Annotated in this window: 15 protein-coding genes and 1 pseudogene; 6 read left to right on the forward strand and 10 right to left on the reverse strand. The window is 56.3% G+C overall.

Features of this window, described 5'->3' with window-relative positions; translation table 11 throughout:
• Nucleotides 1–170: 170 nt before the first annotated feature.
• The 8 genes and pseudogenes from INT22_RS06550 to INT22_RS06585 form a co-directional block, all read right to left on the reverse strand.
• On the reverse strand, nt 171–1,673 hold the full coding sequence (locus INT22_RS06550; protein ID WP_193059546.1) for a CoA-acylating methylmalonate-semialdehyde dehydrogenase: 1,503 nt from the start codon (nt 1,671–1,673) through the stop codon (nt 171–173).
• Nucleotides 1,674–1,709: 36 nt separating this feature from the next.
• Nucleotides 1,710–2,612 (reverse strand): myo-inosose-2 dehydratase, encoded by a 903-nt coding sequence (gene iolE, locus INT22_RS06555; RefSeq protein ID WP_193067912.1) that lies wholly within the window; start codon nt 2,610–2,612, stop codon nt 1,710–1,712.
• Nucleotides 2,613–2,698: 86 nt separating this feature from the next.
• A pseudogene (iolD, locus tag INT22_RS06560) lies at nt 2,699–4,568 on the reverse strand (3D-(3,5/4)-trihydroxycyclohexane-1,2-dione acylhydrolase (decyclizing)).
• A gap of 1 nt (nt 4,569) precedes the next feature.
• Nucleotides 4,570–6,528 (reverse strand): bifunctional 5-dehydro-2-deoxygluconokinase/5-dehydro-2-deoxyphosphogluconate aldolase, encoded by a 1,959-nt coding sequence (locus tag INT22_RS06565; RefSeq protein WP_193059543.1) that lies wholly within the window; start codon nt 6,526–6,528, stop codon nt 4,570–4,572.
• 90 nt (nt 6,529–6,618) lie between these two features.
• On the reverse strand, nt 6,619–7,416 hold the full coding sequence (locus tag INT22_RS06570) for a TIM barrel protein (protein WP_193059542.1): 798 nt from the start codon (nt 7,414–7,416) through the stop codon (nt 6,619–6,621).
• 9 nt (nt 7,417–7,425) lie between these two features.
• Complete coding sequence (locus INT22_RS06575) at nt 7,426–8,313, reverse strand: ATP-binding cassette domain-containing protein (RefSeq protein WP_089040564.1); 888 nt, start codon at nt 8,311–8,313, stop codon at nt 7,426–7,428.
• A gap of 1 nt (nt 8,314) precedes the next feature.
• The gene (locus INT22_RS06580; protein WP_193059541.1) at nt 8,315–9,445 is read right to left on the reverse strand and encodes an ABC transporter permease; all 1,131 of its coding nucleotides are present in this window, start codon (nt 9,443–9,445) and stop codon (nt 8,315–8,317) included.
• A gap of 54 nt (nt 9,446–9,499) precedes the next feature.
• Nucleotides 9,500–10,450, reverse strand: a complete 951-nt coding sequence (locus tag INT22_RS06585) for a sugar ABC transporter substrate-binding protein (RefSeq protein ID WP_089040562.1) — start codon at nt 10,448–10,450, stop codon at nt 9,500–9,502.
• Between the two features lie 239 nt (nt 10,451–10,689).
• On the opposite strand from INT22_RS06585, the gene INT22_RS06590 reads away from it, so the two are divergent.
• From INT22_RS06590 to INT22_RS06610, 6 genes are all read left to right on the forward strand, one after another.
• The gene (locus INT22_RS06590; protein WP_193067913.1) at nt 10,690–11,547 is read left to right on the forward strand and encodes a MurR/RpiR family transcriptional regulator; all 858 of its coding nucleotides are present in this window, start codon (nt 10,690–10,692) and stop codon (nt 11,545–11,547) included.
• A gap of 37 nt (nt 11,548–11,584) precedes the next feature.
• The gene (locus INT22_RS20390; protein WP_226912461.1) at nt 11,585–11,923 is read left to right on the forward strand and encodes a Gfo/Idh/MocA family oxidoreductase; all 339 of its coding nucleotides are present in this window, start codon (nt 11,585–11,587) and stop codon (nt 11,921–11,923) included.
• Nucleotides 11,889–12,596 carry a Gfo/Idh/MocA family protein gene (locus INT22_RS06595; protein WP_226912462.1) on the forward strand — a complete coding sequence of 236 codons (708 nt, stop codon included), beginning with the start codon at nt 11,889–11,891 and terminating at the stop codon, nt 12,594–12,596. The genes INT22_RS20390 and INT22_RS06595 overlap by 35 nt, the downstream gene beginning before the upstream one ends.
• Before the next feature lie 86 nt (nt 12,597–12,682).
• A complete protein-coding gene (iolB, locus tag INT22_RS06600; RefSeq protein WP_193059538.1) occupies nt 12,683–13,486 on the forward strand; it encodes a 5-deoxy-glucuronate isomerase in 804 nt (267 codons plus the stop codon).
• Nucleotides 13,487–13,741: 255 nt separating this feature from the next.
• Nucleotides 13,742–14,485 (forward strand): sulfite exporter TauE/SafE family protein, encoded by a 744-nt coding sequence (locus INT22_RS06605; protein WP_193059537.1) that lies wholly within the window; start codon nt 13,742–13,744, stop codon nt 14,483–14,485.
• A gap of 146 nt (nt 14,486–14,631) precedes the next feature.
• On the forward strand, nt 14,632–16,023 hold the full coding sequence (locus INT22_RS06610) for an alpha-amylase (protein ID WP_193059536.1): 1,392 nt from the start codon (nt 14,632–14,634) through the stop codon (nt 16,021–16,023).
• A 67-nt stretch (nt 16,024–16,090) separates the two neighbouring features.
• On the opposite strand, the gene INT22_RS06615 is transcribed toward INT22_RS06610, so the two are convergent.
• Together INT22_RS06615 and phnX are read right to left on the reverse strand one after the other, a co-directional pair.
• Nucleotides 16,091–16,984 (reverse strand): EamA family transporter, encoded by an 894-nt coding sequence (locus tag INT22_RS06615; protein ID WP_193059535.1) that lies wholly within the window; start codon nt 16,982–16,984, stop codon nt 16,091–16,093.
• A partial coding sequence (gene phnX, locus INT22_RS06620; RefSeq protein WP_193067914.1) for a phosphonoacetaldehyde hydrolase occupies nt 16,981–17,740 on the reverse strand: 760 nt, incomplete at its 5' end. The genes INT22_RS06615 and phnX, both read right to left, overlap by 4 nt.

Here is a 17,740-nt window from a genome sequence, read left to right on the forward strand (position 1 = left end):
TTCCGGCATTTCCGCCATCCATGGCGGTCAGATGGCGAAAGTAGCGCCCATGGATGGGTTCACAGCGCCCTCGCGGAAACCTGCCCTCATCACCTGATACACTGGCCGGTTTTAAAACAATAACGCCGGGCTGGGCCCGGCGTTGAATGATGTCGTGCCCCATAGACTGCTTACATGGTCGGCATGGTGAAGTGGTTGGTCTCTTCACGAATGCCGCTGGGCCAGCGTTGGGTGATGGTTTTCATACGGGTGTAGAAACGCACACCGTCGGGGCCGTGCATATGCAGCGGACCAAACAGCGAGCGCTTCCAACCGCCAAAGCTATGGAATGCCATGGGTACCGGGATAGGTACGTTAACGCCGACCATACCGACCTGGATCTGCTCGCAGTACTGACGCGCCGCATCGCCATCGCGGGTAAAGATTGCCGTGCCGTTGCCGTATTCATGAGCGTTGATCATGCTGACCGCTTCGTCGAAGCTGGCCACGCGAGCAATCGCCAACACCGGGCCAAAGATCTCCTCGGAGTGAATACGCATTTTTGGCGTCACATGATCGAACAGAGTGCCGCCAATAAAGTAGCCATCACCTGCGCCATCAACCGTTGTCTGGCGACCGTCGACCACAAGCTCTGCGCCTTCATCCACACCAACCTGAATATAGTCCGCCACCTTGTCGCGATGCTCGCGGGTGATGAGCGGCCCCATATCGTTATCAGGGCCATCAACCAGGCCAGGCCCAACCGTCAGCTTATCCAGTTCAGCTACCAGCTTTTCACGCAGGCGGTTGGCGGTATCTTCGCCCACGGGTACAGCAACGGAAATCGCCATGCAGCGCTCGCCTGCTGAGCCATAAGCCGCGCCCATCAGGGCACCCACGGCTTGATCGAGATCCGCATCAGGCATAATCACCATATGGTTTTTAGCCCCGCCCAGCGCCTGAACGCGCTTGCCATGTGCCGATGCCGTAGCGTAGATGTACTCGGCGATGGGTGTGGAACCCACAAAACTTACCGCCTGAACACGCTCATCGGTGAGCAGCACATCGACGGCTTCTTTATCACCATTGACGACGTTAAAGACACCACCCGGAAGGCCCGCCTCTTTAAGCAGCTCGGCTAAGCGCAGCGGCGTGGAGGGATCTTTTTCCGAAGGCTTCATGACGAAAGTGTTGCCGCAGGCCAAAGCGATGGGGAACATCCACATGGGCACCATGGCGGGGAAGTTGAACGGCGAGATACCGGCGCACACGCCCAGCGGCTGCATCATCGAGTAACTATCAACGCCGGTGCCGACGTTCATGGAGTGCTCGCCCTTCTGCAGGTGGGGAATGCCGCAGGCAAACTCAACCACTTCCAGGCCGCGGGTCACTTCGCCTTTGGCGTCTGAAAACACCTTGCCGTGTTCGCTGGAGATAAGTCGCGCCAGCTCATCGGTGTGCTCCTCGACCAGCGCTTTAAATTTAAACAAGATGCGCGAGCGCTTTAGCGGCGAGACTTTTGACCAGCCGGCAAAGGCTTCGTCGGCGATGCGCACGGCTTCACGAGTTTCATCGGCGGTGGCTAGCGCTACCTGGGCGCTTTGTTCGCCGGTGGCCGGATTATAAACCGGCGCAGTGCGCTGGCTCTGACCGGTGGAGAACTCACCATTAAGATAATGGGATAACGTCTTCATACAAGCTCCTGATTAAAAGGCGGCGACTGGCACCGTTTAGCTGGCAATGTCGAAACCTGCCTGCTCGGCAAGTTGGCGCAAGTTGCGATACCCCAGGCGAGCATAGGTCAACGGATGGGCGACTTCGGGGTCTTGTTCGGCTTCAACCACTAACCAACCCTGGTAGCCCTGTTCGCACAGGTGGGTTAAGGCGGGCAGAAAATCCACATTGCCATCCCCCGGCACCGTAAACAGGCCGTCTAGCACGCCGTTTAAAAAGCTTTTGTCGCGGTTGCGCACTGCGTCCAGCACCGGAAAGCGCAGGTCTTTGCAGTGCACATGGTGGATACGTTGGCTGTAGCGTTTGGCGATGGCGAGCGGGTCGCCGCCTGCACCGCGCAGATGACCAAAATCAAGCAGTAGCCCCACGCCTTCGCCGGTGTAATCCATTAAGCGTTCAACGTCGGCCTGGCTTTCGATCACCGTGCCCAGGTGGTGGTGATATACCAGTTGAATGCCCTGGGATTTCAGGTAATCACCCACCACCTCAAGACCATGCAGCAGGCGCTGCCACTGTTGCCCGGAAAGATGCGGACGCTGGGAGAGCGGGCGCTCCTGATCGCCGTGTACACAGTGGGTAACTTCACATAGCACCATTACCTTAGCGCCGCACAGCTTGAGCAGGTTCATGTGATCCTGAATAGCCTCAATCTCTTCTTCAGGCGTGCGCTCCAACAGCTGCGCAGAGTACCAGCCCGACACAAGCGCCAAGTCGTGGGCGCTTAGCACCTGATTCAAGGCGTCGGGCGTGCGGGGAAACTTGTTACCTAATTCAAAACCACTAAAGCCTGCCTCGCGCCCCTCTTTCAAACAGGTTTCCAGCGGTGTTGCGCCACCCAGGCTGGGCAAGTCATCGTTGGTCCAGGTGAGCGGATTGATGCCTAAAGTAACCGTCGGCATAGCGTATTCCTTGTCATTTTTGTCTGAGTATTTTTGGCGTTAGGGCGCTTTACCCTATCGCCGACTCTCTGATGTTTTGTATTCGATTAGCGGGCCTGACGCTGCTTAGCCTCGCGGTAACCTTGATAGGCTTTATTGACGGCTTCGCGCTCGGAAACCTCGGGCACGGCCACTTCCCACCAGGCACCGCCTTCTTGGGTGCTGGGCAGTGGGTCAGTATCCAGGGCAATCACATAGGTCGAGGAGGCGCTGCGAGCGCGCACCAACGCCTGCTCCAGTTCCGCAATGCCGCTCACTGATTCAGACTCACAGCCCAACGCTTTAGCGTGGGCGGCAAAATCGGTTTTCGGTGCACCAGCCTCGACGGTGCGGCAATCTTGCAGCAGGTTGTTGAACCCCGCGCCGCCGGTGGCGTGCTGCAAGCGGTTGATACAGCCATAACCGCGGTTATCCAACACCACTACCGTCAGCTTGTGGCCCAGCATCACCGACGTCGCCAGCTCCGAGTTGTGCATCAGGTAGCTGCCATCGCCGACCATCACCACTACCTCGTTGTCAGGTTTGGCCATCTTGACGCCCAGCCCGCCGGCAATTTCATAGCCCATGCAGGAGAAACCGTACTCAACGTGGTAGCTGCCAGGGCCCGAACATTGCCAGAGTTTGTGCAACTCGCCGGGCAAACCACCGGCAGCACATACCACGGTGGTATCGTTGCCTGCCTGACGATTGACCGCACCGATCACCTGGGCATCGGTGGGCAGCGCCAGCCCTTGATCTGCGGTTACACGGCGCACTATGTCGGCCCATTCGCGTTTGAGCGTGCCAGTTTGTTCGCGCCATTCATCGCTACCGCGCCACTCGCCCAGCGCTGCGTCGAGTTGCCCCAGCCCGATCAAAGCATCGCAGCTAAGCGGCAACGCTTGATGCTTCAAGCTATCGAAACGGCCAACGTTAAGGGCAATCAGTGTTTTATCGTTGTCTTCAAACAGCGCCCGAGAGCCAGTGGTAAAGTCCTGCAGCCGTGTGCCCACCGCCAAAATTACATCTGCCTGTTCCGCTAACTGGTTGGCAGCTGCACTACCGGTCACCCCAATGGCACCCACAGCGCAAGCGTGGCTATCGGCCAGCGCGCCCTTCCCCGCCTGAGTTTCAGCCACCGGAATAGCGCGCTTTTTGGCAAATTCGGCTAAGGCGTCGCAGGCAACCGCGTAATGTACGCCGCCGCCAGCAATGATCAGCGGGCGTTTGGCCTGTTGCAGTGCGGCGATGGCTTGGCGAAGTTCGAAAGCATCCGGCGGCGAGCGGCGAATGCGATGCACTTTGGGGGCAAAAAATGCCTCCGGATAATCGTAGGCAAAGGTTTGCACATCTTGGGGCAGCGCCAGGGTCGCGGGACCGCAGTGTTCAGGGTCAAGCAGGGTGGCAATCGCCTGGGGCAGGCTGGTCAGCAGCTGCTCGGGGCGGTTAATGCGGTCGAAGTAGCGCGATACCGGGCGAAAACAGTCATTGACGCTAATCGTCGGGTCACCGAAATGTTCCACTTGTTGCAGCACCGGATCGGGTTCGCGGGTGGCAAAGGTGTCCCCCGGCAGCAGCAGGATCGGCAACCGGTTGGCATGAGCAAGCGCCGCGGCGGTGACCATATTGGTCGCCCCCGGGCCGATGGTTGGTCGCCCCCGGGCCGATGGAGCTGGTCGCCGCCATTAGGCGCTGGCGGCCATTGGCCTTGGCAAAGGCGATCGCCGCGTGGGCCATGGACTGTTCGTTATGGGCACGAAAGGTCGGCAATTCGTCTTGCACGTGGTAAAGCGCTTCGCCTAACCCCGCCACGTTGCCATGACCAAAAATCGCAAACACGCCTTCAAACAGCGCCACTTCTTGGCCATTGATCTCAATACGCTGGGCGGCGAGATACTTAACCAGCGCCTGGGCCATGGTGAGTCGAATGGTGCTCATCTTACGTCTCCTCGGTGTGGGCCAGCGTTTGCGGCTGCGCCTGCCTTAATTGCCGCCACGCCGTTATCAGCTCGGCATAGTTCTGGGCGACTCGCGCTACCAAGCTAGCGTCATCGATACGCCCAGCCAGCCAATCACGACTCGCACTAGCAAATAGCGTGCGACCAACGGTGAAACCCTTACAGCAGGCATGATTGGCGGCTGCTTCAAAGCCGCGTTTCATGTCGTCCATAGGGGCGTCGAGCCCGAGCAGTACGACCCCGCGGCAGTAAGCATCCTCGCGCTCAATGGTCTCGCCCACCGCCTGCCAGGCAACATCCGTCATTGAGGGTAGCTTCCACCAGTCTGGGCGAATGCCTAGGTTGTAGAGCCGCTGAAGGCTGCGCGGTAGCGTCGTGTTATCGCTTTGCATATCAGCGGGAGGGATTATCTCAATCAGCAACTCCAGCCCATAAGCACAGGCCGCCTGATAGAGCTGGCGCAGACGCTCCTCCTGCTCTAGGCGCAATGAGAGTTCATCGTCAGGGTGGTAGAACACCAAGCATTTAATGATCTGTTCTCTAGGCCAGTTGCGTAGGCAGGCACCTAAGTCATCGCCATGCTGGAAACGCAGCGGGCGTGAGCCTGGCAGCTCCACCGGCCGACCAATCCACCAGCCTTTTCCACTGGCTTGATTGAGTGCGTCTTGACCCAGCACGTCATCAACCAGGATTGCGGGAGTGGAAATGCCACCCAGCTTGGCGCCCTCTTCAGCGGCGCTGACCAGGAGTTTTTTAAGCTTAGGAAGGCGCGCACTATCGGCATGCTCTTCGCGGGCCATATCGGTAAGCTGGCGACGGTGGTCAAATGCTAACCCCAACACTTCGGGCCATTGAACGGGCACCCGGGTAGTGACGCGGTGCAGATGATTCAGGCGTTGATCGATATCCGGACGGGGTACCTCATCCCGGCGCGCCAAGTAATCAAATAACTCGTCTTCAGTGGGCATGGCGGGAGCACAGCCGTGGCGGGAGACCACCAGCGCGCCACAGGCATTGGCATAGCTGGCACTGGTTTGCCAGGGTTCATTGCGCAGCCAGCCGCGTAGCAAGCCACTCATAAAGGCATCGCCAGCGCCCAGCACATTGAGCACCTCGACCTGAACGCCCTTGACTAGAATGCCGTCTTCAATGCGGTCAGGAATAGCGCCTTCAAACACGACACAGCCCATGGGGCCCAGCTTGCATACCAGAGTGGCTTCACTAACCTCACGTACCGCGCGCAGTGCCGTTAAGGTGTCGGTGCTGCCGCCGGCAATATGAAACTCCTCTTCGGTGCCTACAATCAGGTCAAAATCTGGCAACCAGCGTTGCAGATCTGTAGTGACTTTTTCATCGGCGATAAAGCGGGTTTCACCATCACCAGGGTTGGTCAGCCCCCACAGTACGGGGCGATAGTCGATGTCCAGCACTCGCTTCACGCCATGATGGGCGGCGGCGTCCAGTGCTTTGCGGCACGCCCGGCGAGTGGTATCGGTAGAAAGATGGGTGCCGGTAATCGCCAGCGCCTTGGCCCGAGCGATAAATTCAGGGTCGATGGCATCGGCGTCGATGGCCATATCGGCACAGTCGCGGCGGTAAAATAGCAGCGGGAAGCTTTCGCGATCTTTTAACGCCAGCAGCACCAAGCCGGTGTGGCGCTCGGGGTCGGTTTGTAGCGCGGAGGTATCCACCCCCACTCGTGCTAATTCCTCGCGAACAAAGTTGCCCATTTGTTCATCGCCGACCCGCGAGAGCATGGCAGACTTCAATCCCAAACGAGCGGTACCGTAAGCCATATTGCCCGAGCTGCCACCTAGGTACTTGGCAAAGCTCGCCACGTCTTCTAAACGGCTGCCAATCTGTTCGGCGTACAGGTCGACCGCCACACGTCCCAGGCAAATCAGGTCAAGCGGCCGGTGTTGACTATTGTTATTCAGCATAAATGTCTCCCCACGTCACAAATTCGTGGTATCGGGCAAAAGAGGGCACTGGGCATAAAAGCGTCTTGGGTGGCTATCGATGAGGCTTACCTAAAATGAGAAGGCAGCACGGAATCGATCAAGGGCGAGGCCGTCATCGCCAGAGGCCCAACCTTCTAACCCCACCGTGCCGCGATAACCTATGTCGTTCAGCGCTTGAGCAATGGCCGGGTAGTTAATCTCGCCAGTCCCCGGTTCGCAGCGCCCAGGCACATCGGCTACCTGCACTTCACCAATGTACGGCCCGCAGCGGCGAATCAATTCAATCAGATTACCTTCGCCAATTTGGGCGTGATAAACATCTAGCATGATGCGCAAGCTAGGCCGATCAACACTCTCCACCAGTGCTAGAACATCTTCCAAGCGAGCAAACGGCACGCCGGGGTGATCAACCTCGGTATTGAGGTTTTCAAGCACGAAGATGACGTCATTCTTCTCGCCAAGATCTGCCAGCCGATTGAGCGTGTCGCGGGCTTTGAGCCACATAGCGCCCGTCATCTGCTGGCAAGGTTGAACGGGCAACCCATTACCATCTAGCCCGGTGCCATGCAGGTTAAGGCGCGGAATGCCAAGACGCTTTGCTACCTCAACCGACTCAGCGGCGGTGCGTAGCAGTTCATCTGCCCCGGCGGCATCTGCCAGGGTGCCGGTGACATAGCCGGTCATGGATGAAAACGTCGCCCCGCTATTGGCCAGTGCGTCAATGTCGTGCTTCGTCCAGTCCCAGATTTCGACTTGAAAGCCCAGTTCAGAAATACGCTTAACGCGTTCCAATATCGGCAAATCGCAGAAGATCATTTCAGCACAGACAGCCAGCGTGAACGGCGATGATGGGGTCAACTTATTCATCATGCTTCCTTAATAGCCGCTTGCCGCTCGCGGTGAAGTTTGCTCGGCGCTGCTTGCATCGGCAGGCTGAGTGTCTTGATCGGCTAAGCTGGCCTTCTTGGCTTTATCCTCCCGCTGGAATTCCGCAAGCTCTGCATCCAGGCTTTCAAGCTCAGCGCCACCCGCCATCATGTTGAGCACTTCTTCGCGGCTGACTTCCTCTTTGCGGAAGGAGCCCAAACTACCGCCGCGTGACAATAGGGTGAACGCATCGGCCACTGGGTAAGCATGGTGGACATTGTGGGTAATAAAGATGACTGCAAGGCCATCTGCGCGGGCTTTGGCAATGTAGCGCAGTACAACAGACGCCTGCTTGACCCCAAGCGCGGACGTGGGCTCATCCAGAATCAGCACTTTGGCACCAAAGTAGACGGCACGAGCAATCGCCACACACTGGCGCTCCCCGCCAGAAAGCGTGCCTACCGGCTGGCTTGGGTCGCGTACATCAATACCGATTTTGGACATTTCCTCTTTGGCAACCCGGTCGGCATATTTCCAATCAATGCGCTTTAAAGGCCCCCAGCCCACCGTCGGTTCGCGCCCCATAAAAAAGTTACGGGTAATCGACATCAACGGCACCATCGCCAGATCCTGGAAAACGGTCGCGATACCAGCGTCTAATGCATAAGCTGGGGACTTGAAACGAGCGGGTTTGCCATCCAGTAGCATTTCGCCGTGGGTGGGCTGGTGAACACCGGAAAGGGTTTTAATCAACGTTGACTTGCCAGCACCGTTATCCCCTAGCAGGCACATAACCTCACCGGAGTAGACCTGCATCGAGATATCACTTAAGGCGATAACACTGCCGAAGTGTTTGCTGACACTGCGCATTTCAATCATTGGCGTACGTGTGGTCATGTTATTTGGCCTCCATCGCCTTTTTGCGCATGTAATTGTTGAATAGCACCGCCACCAGCAACATCACGCCCAGGAAAACCTGGAACCAGTCGGTATTAACGCCGGTGTAAAAGATGCCCATTTGCACCATGCCAAAGATCAGTGCCCCCAGCGCCGCACCAATGGCAGACCCATAGCCACCGGTCAGCAAAGCACCGCCAATGACAACGGCAATGATGGCTTCCAGTTCTTTTAATAGGCCGCGAATGGTGTCCGCCGAGCCGGTATCCATCACCTGGATGCAGGCAAAGATGGTGGCGGAGAAAGCGGTGAACATGAACAGTGAAATCTTGACGCGCTGGACGGGAACGCCTGAGTTGCGCGCCGCATTGGCATCGCCACCGCTAGCGAATATCCAGTTGCCGTAAGGCGTGCACAGCAGCACCCAAGTCGCTACAGCGGTTAAGCCCAGCCACCAGACAATCGAGACAGGAATACCGGTAACCGTGGGGTTGCCCGCAAAGTTGGTCGCCATCCAGCCATTGGCTGCCATCCAGCTAAATAGGCCCGTAGCGACTTCTCCAGAGAAAAGCGCCGAAAACCAATCTCCGGGGATATGATCCTGCACTCCTCCTACCTGAGTACGTCCCGTCAACAACCGACTGGTTCCGATAGCCAGGCCACGCAGAATGAACAGGAAGCCCAGGGTAACGATAAATGACGGCAAGCCTGTTTTATTGACCAGATTACCGTTAATCCAGCCCACCAAGCCCGCACAGGCGAACGCCAATAAAATTGCGGCCCATAGCGGCCAGCCATACTCCACCGCGGGGATGGCAATCAGGATGCCTGCCAAGCCAATCATCGAGCCAATCGACAGATCAAACTCTCCGCCAATCATCAATAACGCAGCCGCCGTGGCGATAATGCCGAGCTGAGCGGCGACTTCAAGAAAATTAATAATACCCGCGGGGGTAAACATCCCGGTGCCGCTGGAAGCAGCGATAAAGAAGGCAAGCACCAACACGGCACCGGCCAGCGCCCCCAACTCCGGGCGATTAAGCGCTTTCTTCCAGAAAGAGACTCTCTGGATACGCTCATCTTGATCAGCCGCTGCTGGCGCAACCGATGATTTCGTTTCAGTGGAATTCATAGCGATCGACTCCCAAGGCTCGACACCGCCGAGCCTTTTCCGATTAGGTAGTTATCAGCGGATGCCCTGACTACTCAGCTCAATGACCTGAGCAGCGTTTTCTTGAGTAACAAATCCAGGGCCGGTGGCAACATCCCCTGCGGGCAGCAGACCGTTCTTGACGAACTGATCTAGGAACATGACAGGTAAATAGCCCTGCATGTACTGCTGTTGGTCGATCGCAAAGTCCAGCTCACCCGCATCCAAGGCTTCCAAAATACCGGGTGAAAGGTCAAAGGTGCCGAGAGTGAACATATCGGTTGCTCCCTGTTCACGCATGGCCCGGATCATCGGATCAGCGGCCAATGCTCCCAAGGTCAGCACACCACGCACATCACTGTTTTCGTTGAGGTAAGCGACAATAGCATTGCGAATATTGGTGGGGTCGTAAGTGGTCGCTAGCTGCTCAGCATTGCCATCGAAGCCGTCGACAAAACCATCACAGCGCTGGTCAAGTCCTTGGTTGCCTTGTTCATGGTTAACGCAGACGCCTTTCTCGACGCCCATCTCCTGCATGCGTTCAGCAGCTTGTTTACCTGCCTCATATTCACTCTGCCCAACGTGTAACCGGGCACCATAATCCCTTGCCACGTCGCCACCGGAGTTAATAGTGATGACGGGTATGCCGTTATCGACAGCATTTTGCACAGCGCCACCCAGGGCATTTTCGTCGGTAAAAGAGAGAATCAAACCATCAGGACCAGATGCCACTGCTGCTTCTACAAGTTGCTGCATCTTGGCCATATCAAAGGTGGAGGGCGCGCGATACTCCAAGCTAGCCCCAACGGTTTCAGCGGCGGCTTCTGCACCGTTTTTAACCACCGACCAGAAAGGATCAGAGGGAACGCCATGGGTCACCATGACGAAACGGCTCTCTTCTTGCTCTGGTTCCTGTGCTTGAACGACACCTGCCATTAATGCCGTGGTAGCGGCAGAGGCTAGAAGCCATTGAGATAGACGTGCCATAAATAATTCCTCATAACGTTATCGTTGTTGGTAGGGAAGTGGCATTAAATGCCTTGGCGTTATGAAATATAGATTCCAAACATCAGTTATAGCAAATTATTTATTCTATACTTTGGTATAAATGGAATATTTATTCCAATCAACTAGACTGCACAGCAACGAGTCACTTTGCTCAGTACTGCATATCCACTAGCACATAAGCAGAAGGCTGCTAGATGGGCCAACGCGAAGGAATTTGTATGCCACAACCACCACAGAGCTACCGTGAGTTGGAAACGCTGATCACCGCCGAGTACGCCACACTGAGCAAACGCTTACAGCAAACCGCGCGCTTTATGCTTGATCACCCTCAGGAAGTTGCTTTAGCGACCGTGGCCAAAATTGCCGAACAAGCGGATGTCACGCCATCCACCTTAATTCGCTTAGCCAATAGCTTGGGCTTTAAGGGCTTTTCCGAAATGCAGCAGCTGTTTCGCAGCCGTCTGGTCGATGAGTTGCCTAACTACACCGAACGCATTCGCGCGGTACGCAGCGCCACCGGAGAAACACCCGATAGCACCCAACTATTATGGGAGTTCGCTGACGCCAACCGCGCCGTGCTTGAGCAACTACCCAGCCGTATTGATCCAGAGAGCCTAGAGAAGGCGCTGGATATTTTTGAAAAGGCCCATGCGATTCATGTGATGGGCGCACGACGCAGCTTCATGGTCGCCAGCTACATGACCTATGCCCTGGCGCATGTGGATAAACCTGCGCTGCTGGTCAGCGGTTTGGGGGGAATGTACGGCGAGCAACTGCGCGCGATGAGCCAACATGACGCGCTACTGACCATTAGCTTCTCTCCCTATGCCAAAGAGAGCCAAAAAGCCTGCGAAGACGCCCATCAGCGCGGCCTACCCATTGTGGTGATTACCGATTCGAGCCTTAGCCCACTGGCGCGTTTCGCGGATGTTGCTTTCGTGGTTAACGAAGCTGAAGTGAAAAGTTTTCGCGGCTTGACCGCATCGCTCTGCTTAACCCAAGCCTTGGCAATTGCCCTGGGCGTACGGCAAGACAAAGCCCTGGAAAAAGCCTCAACTAAAAAACGTAAGACATAAACACCAAGCCAACAGCAACAACAAAACAGGAGTGCTTATGAAACTCGCGCTTATCGGCGCTGGGCGCATCGGCAAGGTGCATGCCCAGGCCATTTATTCACACCCCAACGTGACGCTGGTTGCCGTGGCTGATTTTCATCAGCCTGCCGCAGAAGCCCTAGCCGAGCAGTACGCTAGCCGAGCGGCCTCTGTGGATGAAATCTTCGCAGATGATGAAATTGATGCCGTACTGATTGCTTCAAGCACACCTACGCATGCGGAGTATCTCGAGCGTGCCGCCCGCGCAGGCAAGGCGGTTCTGTGCGAAAAACCTATCGCCCTGGATTTAGCGCGCACGCGCGATGGCGCGCACGCGCGATGCCCTACAGGTACTTAGCGAACACCCGGTGACCTGCGCGTTAGGCTTTAACCGCCGCCACGATCCTCAGTTTGCAGCATTAAAAAAAGCGATTACCGAAGGGCGTATTGGCGCACTTGAAACGCTGACGATTATTAGCCGCGACCCCTCTCCCCCGCCTGCCGAGTATGTGGCTGAGTCCGGCGGTCTGTTCCGCGACATGATGATTCATGATCTTGATATGGCTCGCTGGTTGCTGGATGAGCCGATTGAAAGTGTCTTTGCCGTCGGTAGTAGCATCATTGACCCAGCGATTGGTGAAGCAGGTGATGTAGATACCGCCATGGTCACCCTTACCACCGCCAGTGGCAAGCTGTGCCAAATCAGCAACTCGCGGCGCGCTAGCTACGGCTACGATCAGCGTATCGAAGCCTTTGGCAGCCAAGGCATGCTGCAAGCCCAGAACGAGAGCGACACTCGGCTACGTTTTACGGGGGAAGCAGGCCAAGTGGAAGACAAACCCAAGTGGTTCTTCCTGGAGCGCTACGCCCAAGCCTACCAACTTGAAATTGGCGACTTTGTCGCCGCCTGGCAAGAGAAGCGTGCGCCACTCGCCGGTGCCCAAGATGGCCTAGAGGCGTTGCGCTTAGCCGATGCAGCGGAGCTTTCATTGCGTGAAGGTCGCAAAATACTGCTCGACGCCCCGGTTTAAACCGACGCAGACGGGTCTGTGGAGACCCTTCATATCGACAACGACTAGCTGCCAACCGAGCAGCTAGCCATCAGAAGGAGCGATATATGGCTTCACTACTGGTACGCCCCACCGCCCCAGATGCCCAAGGCACCGTGATTGACGTTACCCCTGAATCGGCTGGCTGGACGCACGTTGGCTTTCGGGTGCATAAACTCGCCAAGGGCCAGCGCCTGGAGGCCAGCAGCGATGACCAGGAAGTCTGTCTGGTGCTGCTCACCGGGCGGGCCACAGTGACCTGCGGCGAGCACCGCTTTGAAGACATCGGCAAGCGCATGGATATCTTTGAGCAGATCCCTCCCTACGCGGTTTATCTGCCTGACCATGTTAGCTACGCGGTGGAAGCGACCACGGACTTAGAGCTTGCGGTGTGCGCTGCCCCTGGGGATGGCAATCACGCCCCAAGGCTGATTTCCCCCGACAACATCAAGCAGAGCACCCGTGGCCAGGGCACTAATACCCGCCACGTACACGATATTCTGCCGGAAACCGAGCCCGCCGATAGCCTACTGGTGGTTGAAGTATTCACACCTGCGGGCAACTGGTCTAGCTACCCGCCACATAAACACGATGTGGATAACTTACCCCACGAATCATACCTGGAAGAGACCTACTACCACCGTATTAACCCTGAACAAGGGTTCGCCTTTCAGCGCGTTTACACCGATGACCGCAGCCTTGATGAAACCATGGCGGTAGAGAACGGTTGCTGCGTGCTTGTACCCAAGGGCTACCACCCTGTAGGCGCTTCCCATGGCTACTCGCTCTACTACTTAAATGTCATGGCGGGGCCCAAGCGGGCGTGGAAATTTCACAACGACCCCGACCATGAGTGGTTAATGAAAGCCTAACGGGCGGCACAATTTGCCTGCTAACATTTATCCAATGCTATGCTGTATAGCCCCGCTAATGCGGGGTTTTTCGCGCTAGGGAGCCTCTGATTAATGTAATGAGCGCAGGCCAGACAAGGCAAAAATCAACGAAAAAGCGGAGTTTACGAGTTGTAAATGAGCATTTTGAGGCGATTTTTAACGCAGTATGGCCAAGCGTAATAGTTAATCAGAGGTTTCTTAGGCTTTTCAACGACTGGTTCCCAAGGACTTGCCATGCTTCCCGATTACTCCACCATCGCTTGGGTGTTGATTGTATTTTCTGTTTACCTGACTGGCGTTTCAAAAGGTGGTTTCGCGGGCGGTTTCGGCACGCTCTCGGTGCCGCTAATGGCACTGGCGATCAGCCCCACCCAAGCGGCAGGCCTGCTGCTACCGCTACTGCTGGTGATGGATGTATTTGCGGTGAAGGCATGGTGGGGCAAGCAGGATGCTACTGAGGTCTGGCGCTTTGTGCCGGGGCTGTTTATCGGCGTGACGGTGGGGACGCTGCTGTTTGGCAGCTTAAGCGAACAGGGCTTACGCCTGACCCTCGGCGTTATCACCTTGCTGTTCGCCGCCTATATGCTGCTCAAGCCCGTTTCTAAAAAACCAATCTCCACTCGTTGGGCATTGCCAGCGGCAAGCGTCTGCGGCTTTACTAGCTTTATGGCCCATGCGGGCGCGCCGCCGTTAAACGTTTATCTCCTGCCGCGCAAACTATCGAAAGAGAGCTTTATTGCCACTTGTGCGGTGACCTTTGCCGTAGTCAACGCGATCAAGCTAGCGCCGTATATGTGGCTGGGTGAAATCAATGTCACCAGCGCCTGGGCATCGTTGCTGTTGGTACCCGTCGCTTGGATCGGCGTGCGCAACGGGCTGTGGCTACAAAGCCGCGTCAACGAAGCACTATTTTACCGCCTCGTGATCCTGGCCATGTTCCTGGTGGGAATCAACCTAGTCTGGCAAGCGGTAGGCTAGCGTAAATTTACAGTACCTCAATTATCGGGGCACAAAACTTAGCTCTCCTCCCCTCATCTACGCCCCTTTACTCCTTCATAAGGAGGGTTTGGATCACCCTCGATATCGTCATGTTGTTATTAACAATGACAACACAGGTGGTACTTATGTTTTCCAAATATGCTTTCATTCTTGCCGCAAGCGCATCATTGGGAATAGGGCTAACCGCCCAATCGGCTAACGCCAACACGTTTGTGCATTTATTTGAGTGGCAATGGGACGATATCGCGCAAGAGTGCGAGAACTGGTTAGGCCCCAAAGGTTATAAGGCTGTGCAAGTATCACCACCGCAAGAGCATATCCAGGGCGATGCTTGGTGGACGCGCTATCAGCCTGTTAGCTACCAATTGGAAAGTCGAAGCGGCTCCAGTACAGCGTTTACCCACATGGTCCAACGCTGTGAAGCGGCGGGAGTCGATGTGTACGTCGACGCCGTGATTAATCACCTAGCCCATGGCAAGGGCCAAGGCACCGCAGGGTCCCACTATGACCACGAGACCCTGAGTTACCCTCATTATCAGCCTCAAGATTTTCACGAACCTTGCGGGATCGAACAAGACGACTATGCCCATAACGCAGAGCGTGTTCGCCGTTGCCAGTTGGTTGGCCTTCCCGACCTCAAAACCGGCAACCCTGCCGTGCAAAACAGCATTGCCGAATACCTGGATAGGCTAGCCGAACTAGGCGTTAAGGGCATTCGAATTGATGCCGCTAAGCACATGGAACCTAATGACATTGCGCACATTCTAGAACGGCTAGAATCCTCGCTTTATGCCTTTCAGGAAGTTATTGACCTAGGAGGCGAAGCAATCAGCGCCGCCGAGTACCAGGGCATTGCCGACATTACCGAGTTTCGCTATAGCACGCACCTAGGCGATATTTTTAATCATCAGCCACTGGCCAACCTTCATCGGTTAGGCGAAGAGAGTGACTTTTTACCCAGTGAAATGGCCGTTGTGTTTACCGATAATCACGACAATCAACGTGGTCATGGTGCCGGCGGCGATAATATTTTGACACACCAAGACGGTAGCCTTTACCGCCTAGCCAATATGTTTATGCTTGCTTGGCCTTATGGCTATCCCAAAATCATGTCGAGCTACACATTTACTGACAGCGACCAAGGCCCACCGCAAACGGCGGTATACCAGCAAGGAGAGGTTCAGTGTGGAGAAGCCTGGGTATGCGAGCACCGCTGGCCCGAAATTGCCAACATGGTCACGTTCCGCCAACACACTGAAGGCGCAGGCGTTACCCACTGGTGGGATAACGGTAATAACCAAATAGCGTTTAGCCGAGACACTCAAGGCTTTCTTGCCATTAACCGTGAACACAACGATTTAACACGCACGTTCGACACCGACATGGCCGATGGCCACTACCAAAATATCGTGGGTGATGATCAATGTGTTGCCGTTGAAGACGGACAGCTCACGCTAAACATCCCAAACATGTCTGCCGCCGCGTTTCATGTCGGCGCTCCCTGCCCCGCGCCATAATTCTTGGGGGCGGACCTTCGCCCCCCTGCCGCTCCACTAGCATTTCGCAGCGTTTCAAGACATGGCTTTACAGCGCTACAAGCACCAGCCCCAAAAGCATTACCAATGTACCAGCGGCTTTTGCCATCGATGCAGGCTCTTTTAGCCACAGCACGCCCATTAATACCCCCACCGGAATGGAGAGCTGGCGCAGCGCCACGACGTAACTCACTTCGTCGGTTAGTGCCAGGGCCATGAGTACCAGGCCATAAGTGCAGGTCATCATCAGCCCTGTGACGACCAGCATCACTAGCCCTTGCTGGCGGATGGCGGGCAACCGGCGACGCTCCGTGGGTAGCAGCATCAGCAGCGGAATCGCCCAGGTTAAGGTCATCACTGCTTGTAACACCATAAACACCGCGCCGGCGGTTAAACTGCTATGGCCTGCTAGCTGCATCAACGCCAGTGCCTGTTTATCTATCAGCGAATAGCCCACCGTGCCGGCGGCTGCCAACAGTGCAAACCCCATGGCTGGTGTTAAATAGGTCGATAGCCTGCGCGCCTCTGGGTGGCTTAGTGGCAGGCACAGCGCCCCCGCCACCACCAATGCCATGCCAATGCCATCCGCCACATCCAGCGTGCGGTTGCCGAGCAGCGCAATGGATACGAGCGGCACAAGCACCACTGGCAGCGCCCGAGCGATGGGATAAAGCACACTGACTTCCCCACGTGCATAGGCCCAGGCTAAGCCAGCCATATAGAGCATTTGGCATAGCCCTGAAAGCGCCAGCCATCCCCAAAATGCGTTGGGTAGCGCCGCCAACGATGGCCCAAGCCACACTAGCGGCAGCAACAATGCACCGCCTGCCCCGTAAGCCAAGGCAAAAAAAGCCAGCGATGGTGCATTGCGCTTACCCAACACGTTCCACCCAGCATGCATACACACCGAAAACAGCACTAACGCCAGTGCGGCTGGACTCAAGGCCGCTCTCCTCGCTGTAAACGGGCATTAATGGCATCTACAACGCTTGGCAGCTCGGCGATAGTGGCAATGCTGTAGTGCGGTTTTGATGGAGCAAATTGAGCGGCCACGCGCTCATGGGCTGCACGGCGTTCGCTATCGCTTAGCGCTTGATACTGGCCATAACTCAGCCCCAAGGCGTTGCCTGAACAAGTGAGTGCGACCGCCCACATTCCTGCATGGCGCCCTTCAAGGATGCCGGGGGCGGTATCGTCCACCTTGATACAGGCAGCAACATCACTGATGCCTAACGCAATGACATTGGCCAGCGCCTGGGCGGGGTGTGGGCGACCGTTGGGCACCTCATCGGTGGCCACCACATGATCCACCTTCAGGCCATTACCGGCGGCTAGCGCCACCACCTTTTCCATCACCACGGCCGGATAGCCAGAGCACGAACCTATTTTCAGCCCCTGCCCTCGCAACCAAGTTAGCGTATCAAGCGCCCCAGGAATCACCGCCGAGTGATCGGCAATTTTGGCGATCTGCAGCGGCATAAAGCGTTCATAAAGCGCCGTCACATCGGTATCAGTCGGCAGGTGGCCGACTGCCTGGAGAAAGCGCTCGGCTATCTCAGGCTGATTGCACAGCGTGTGGATATGATCCCATTTGCCCATGCCCATCGGGCCGCGTGCTTCTTCTAGGCTGATCGCCACACCCAGTTCGGCAAAGGCTTCGACAAATATCTGGGTCGGGGCGAAGGAGCCAAAATCGACC

It is taken from the genome of Halomonas sp. 3D7M (assembly GCF_014897885.1).
GTDB lineage: Bacteria > Pseudomonadota > Gammaproteobacteria > Pseudomonadales > Halomonadaceae > Vreelandella.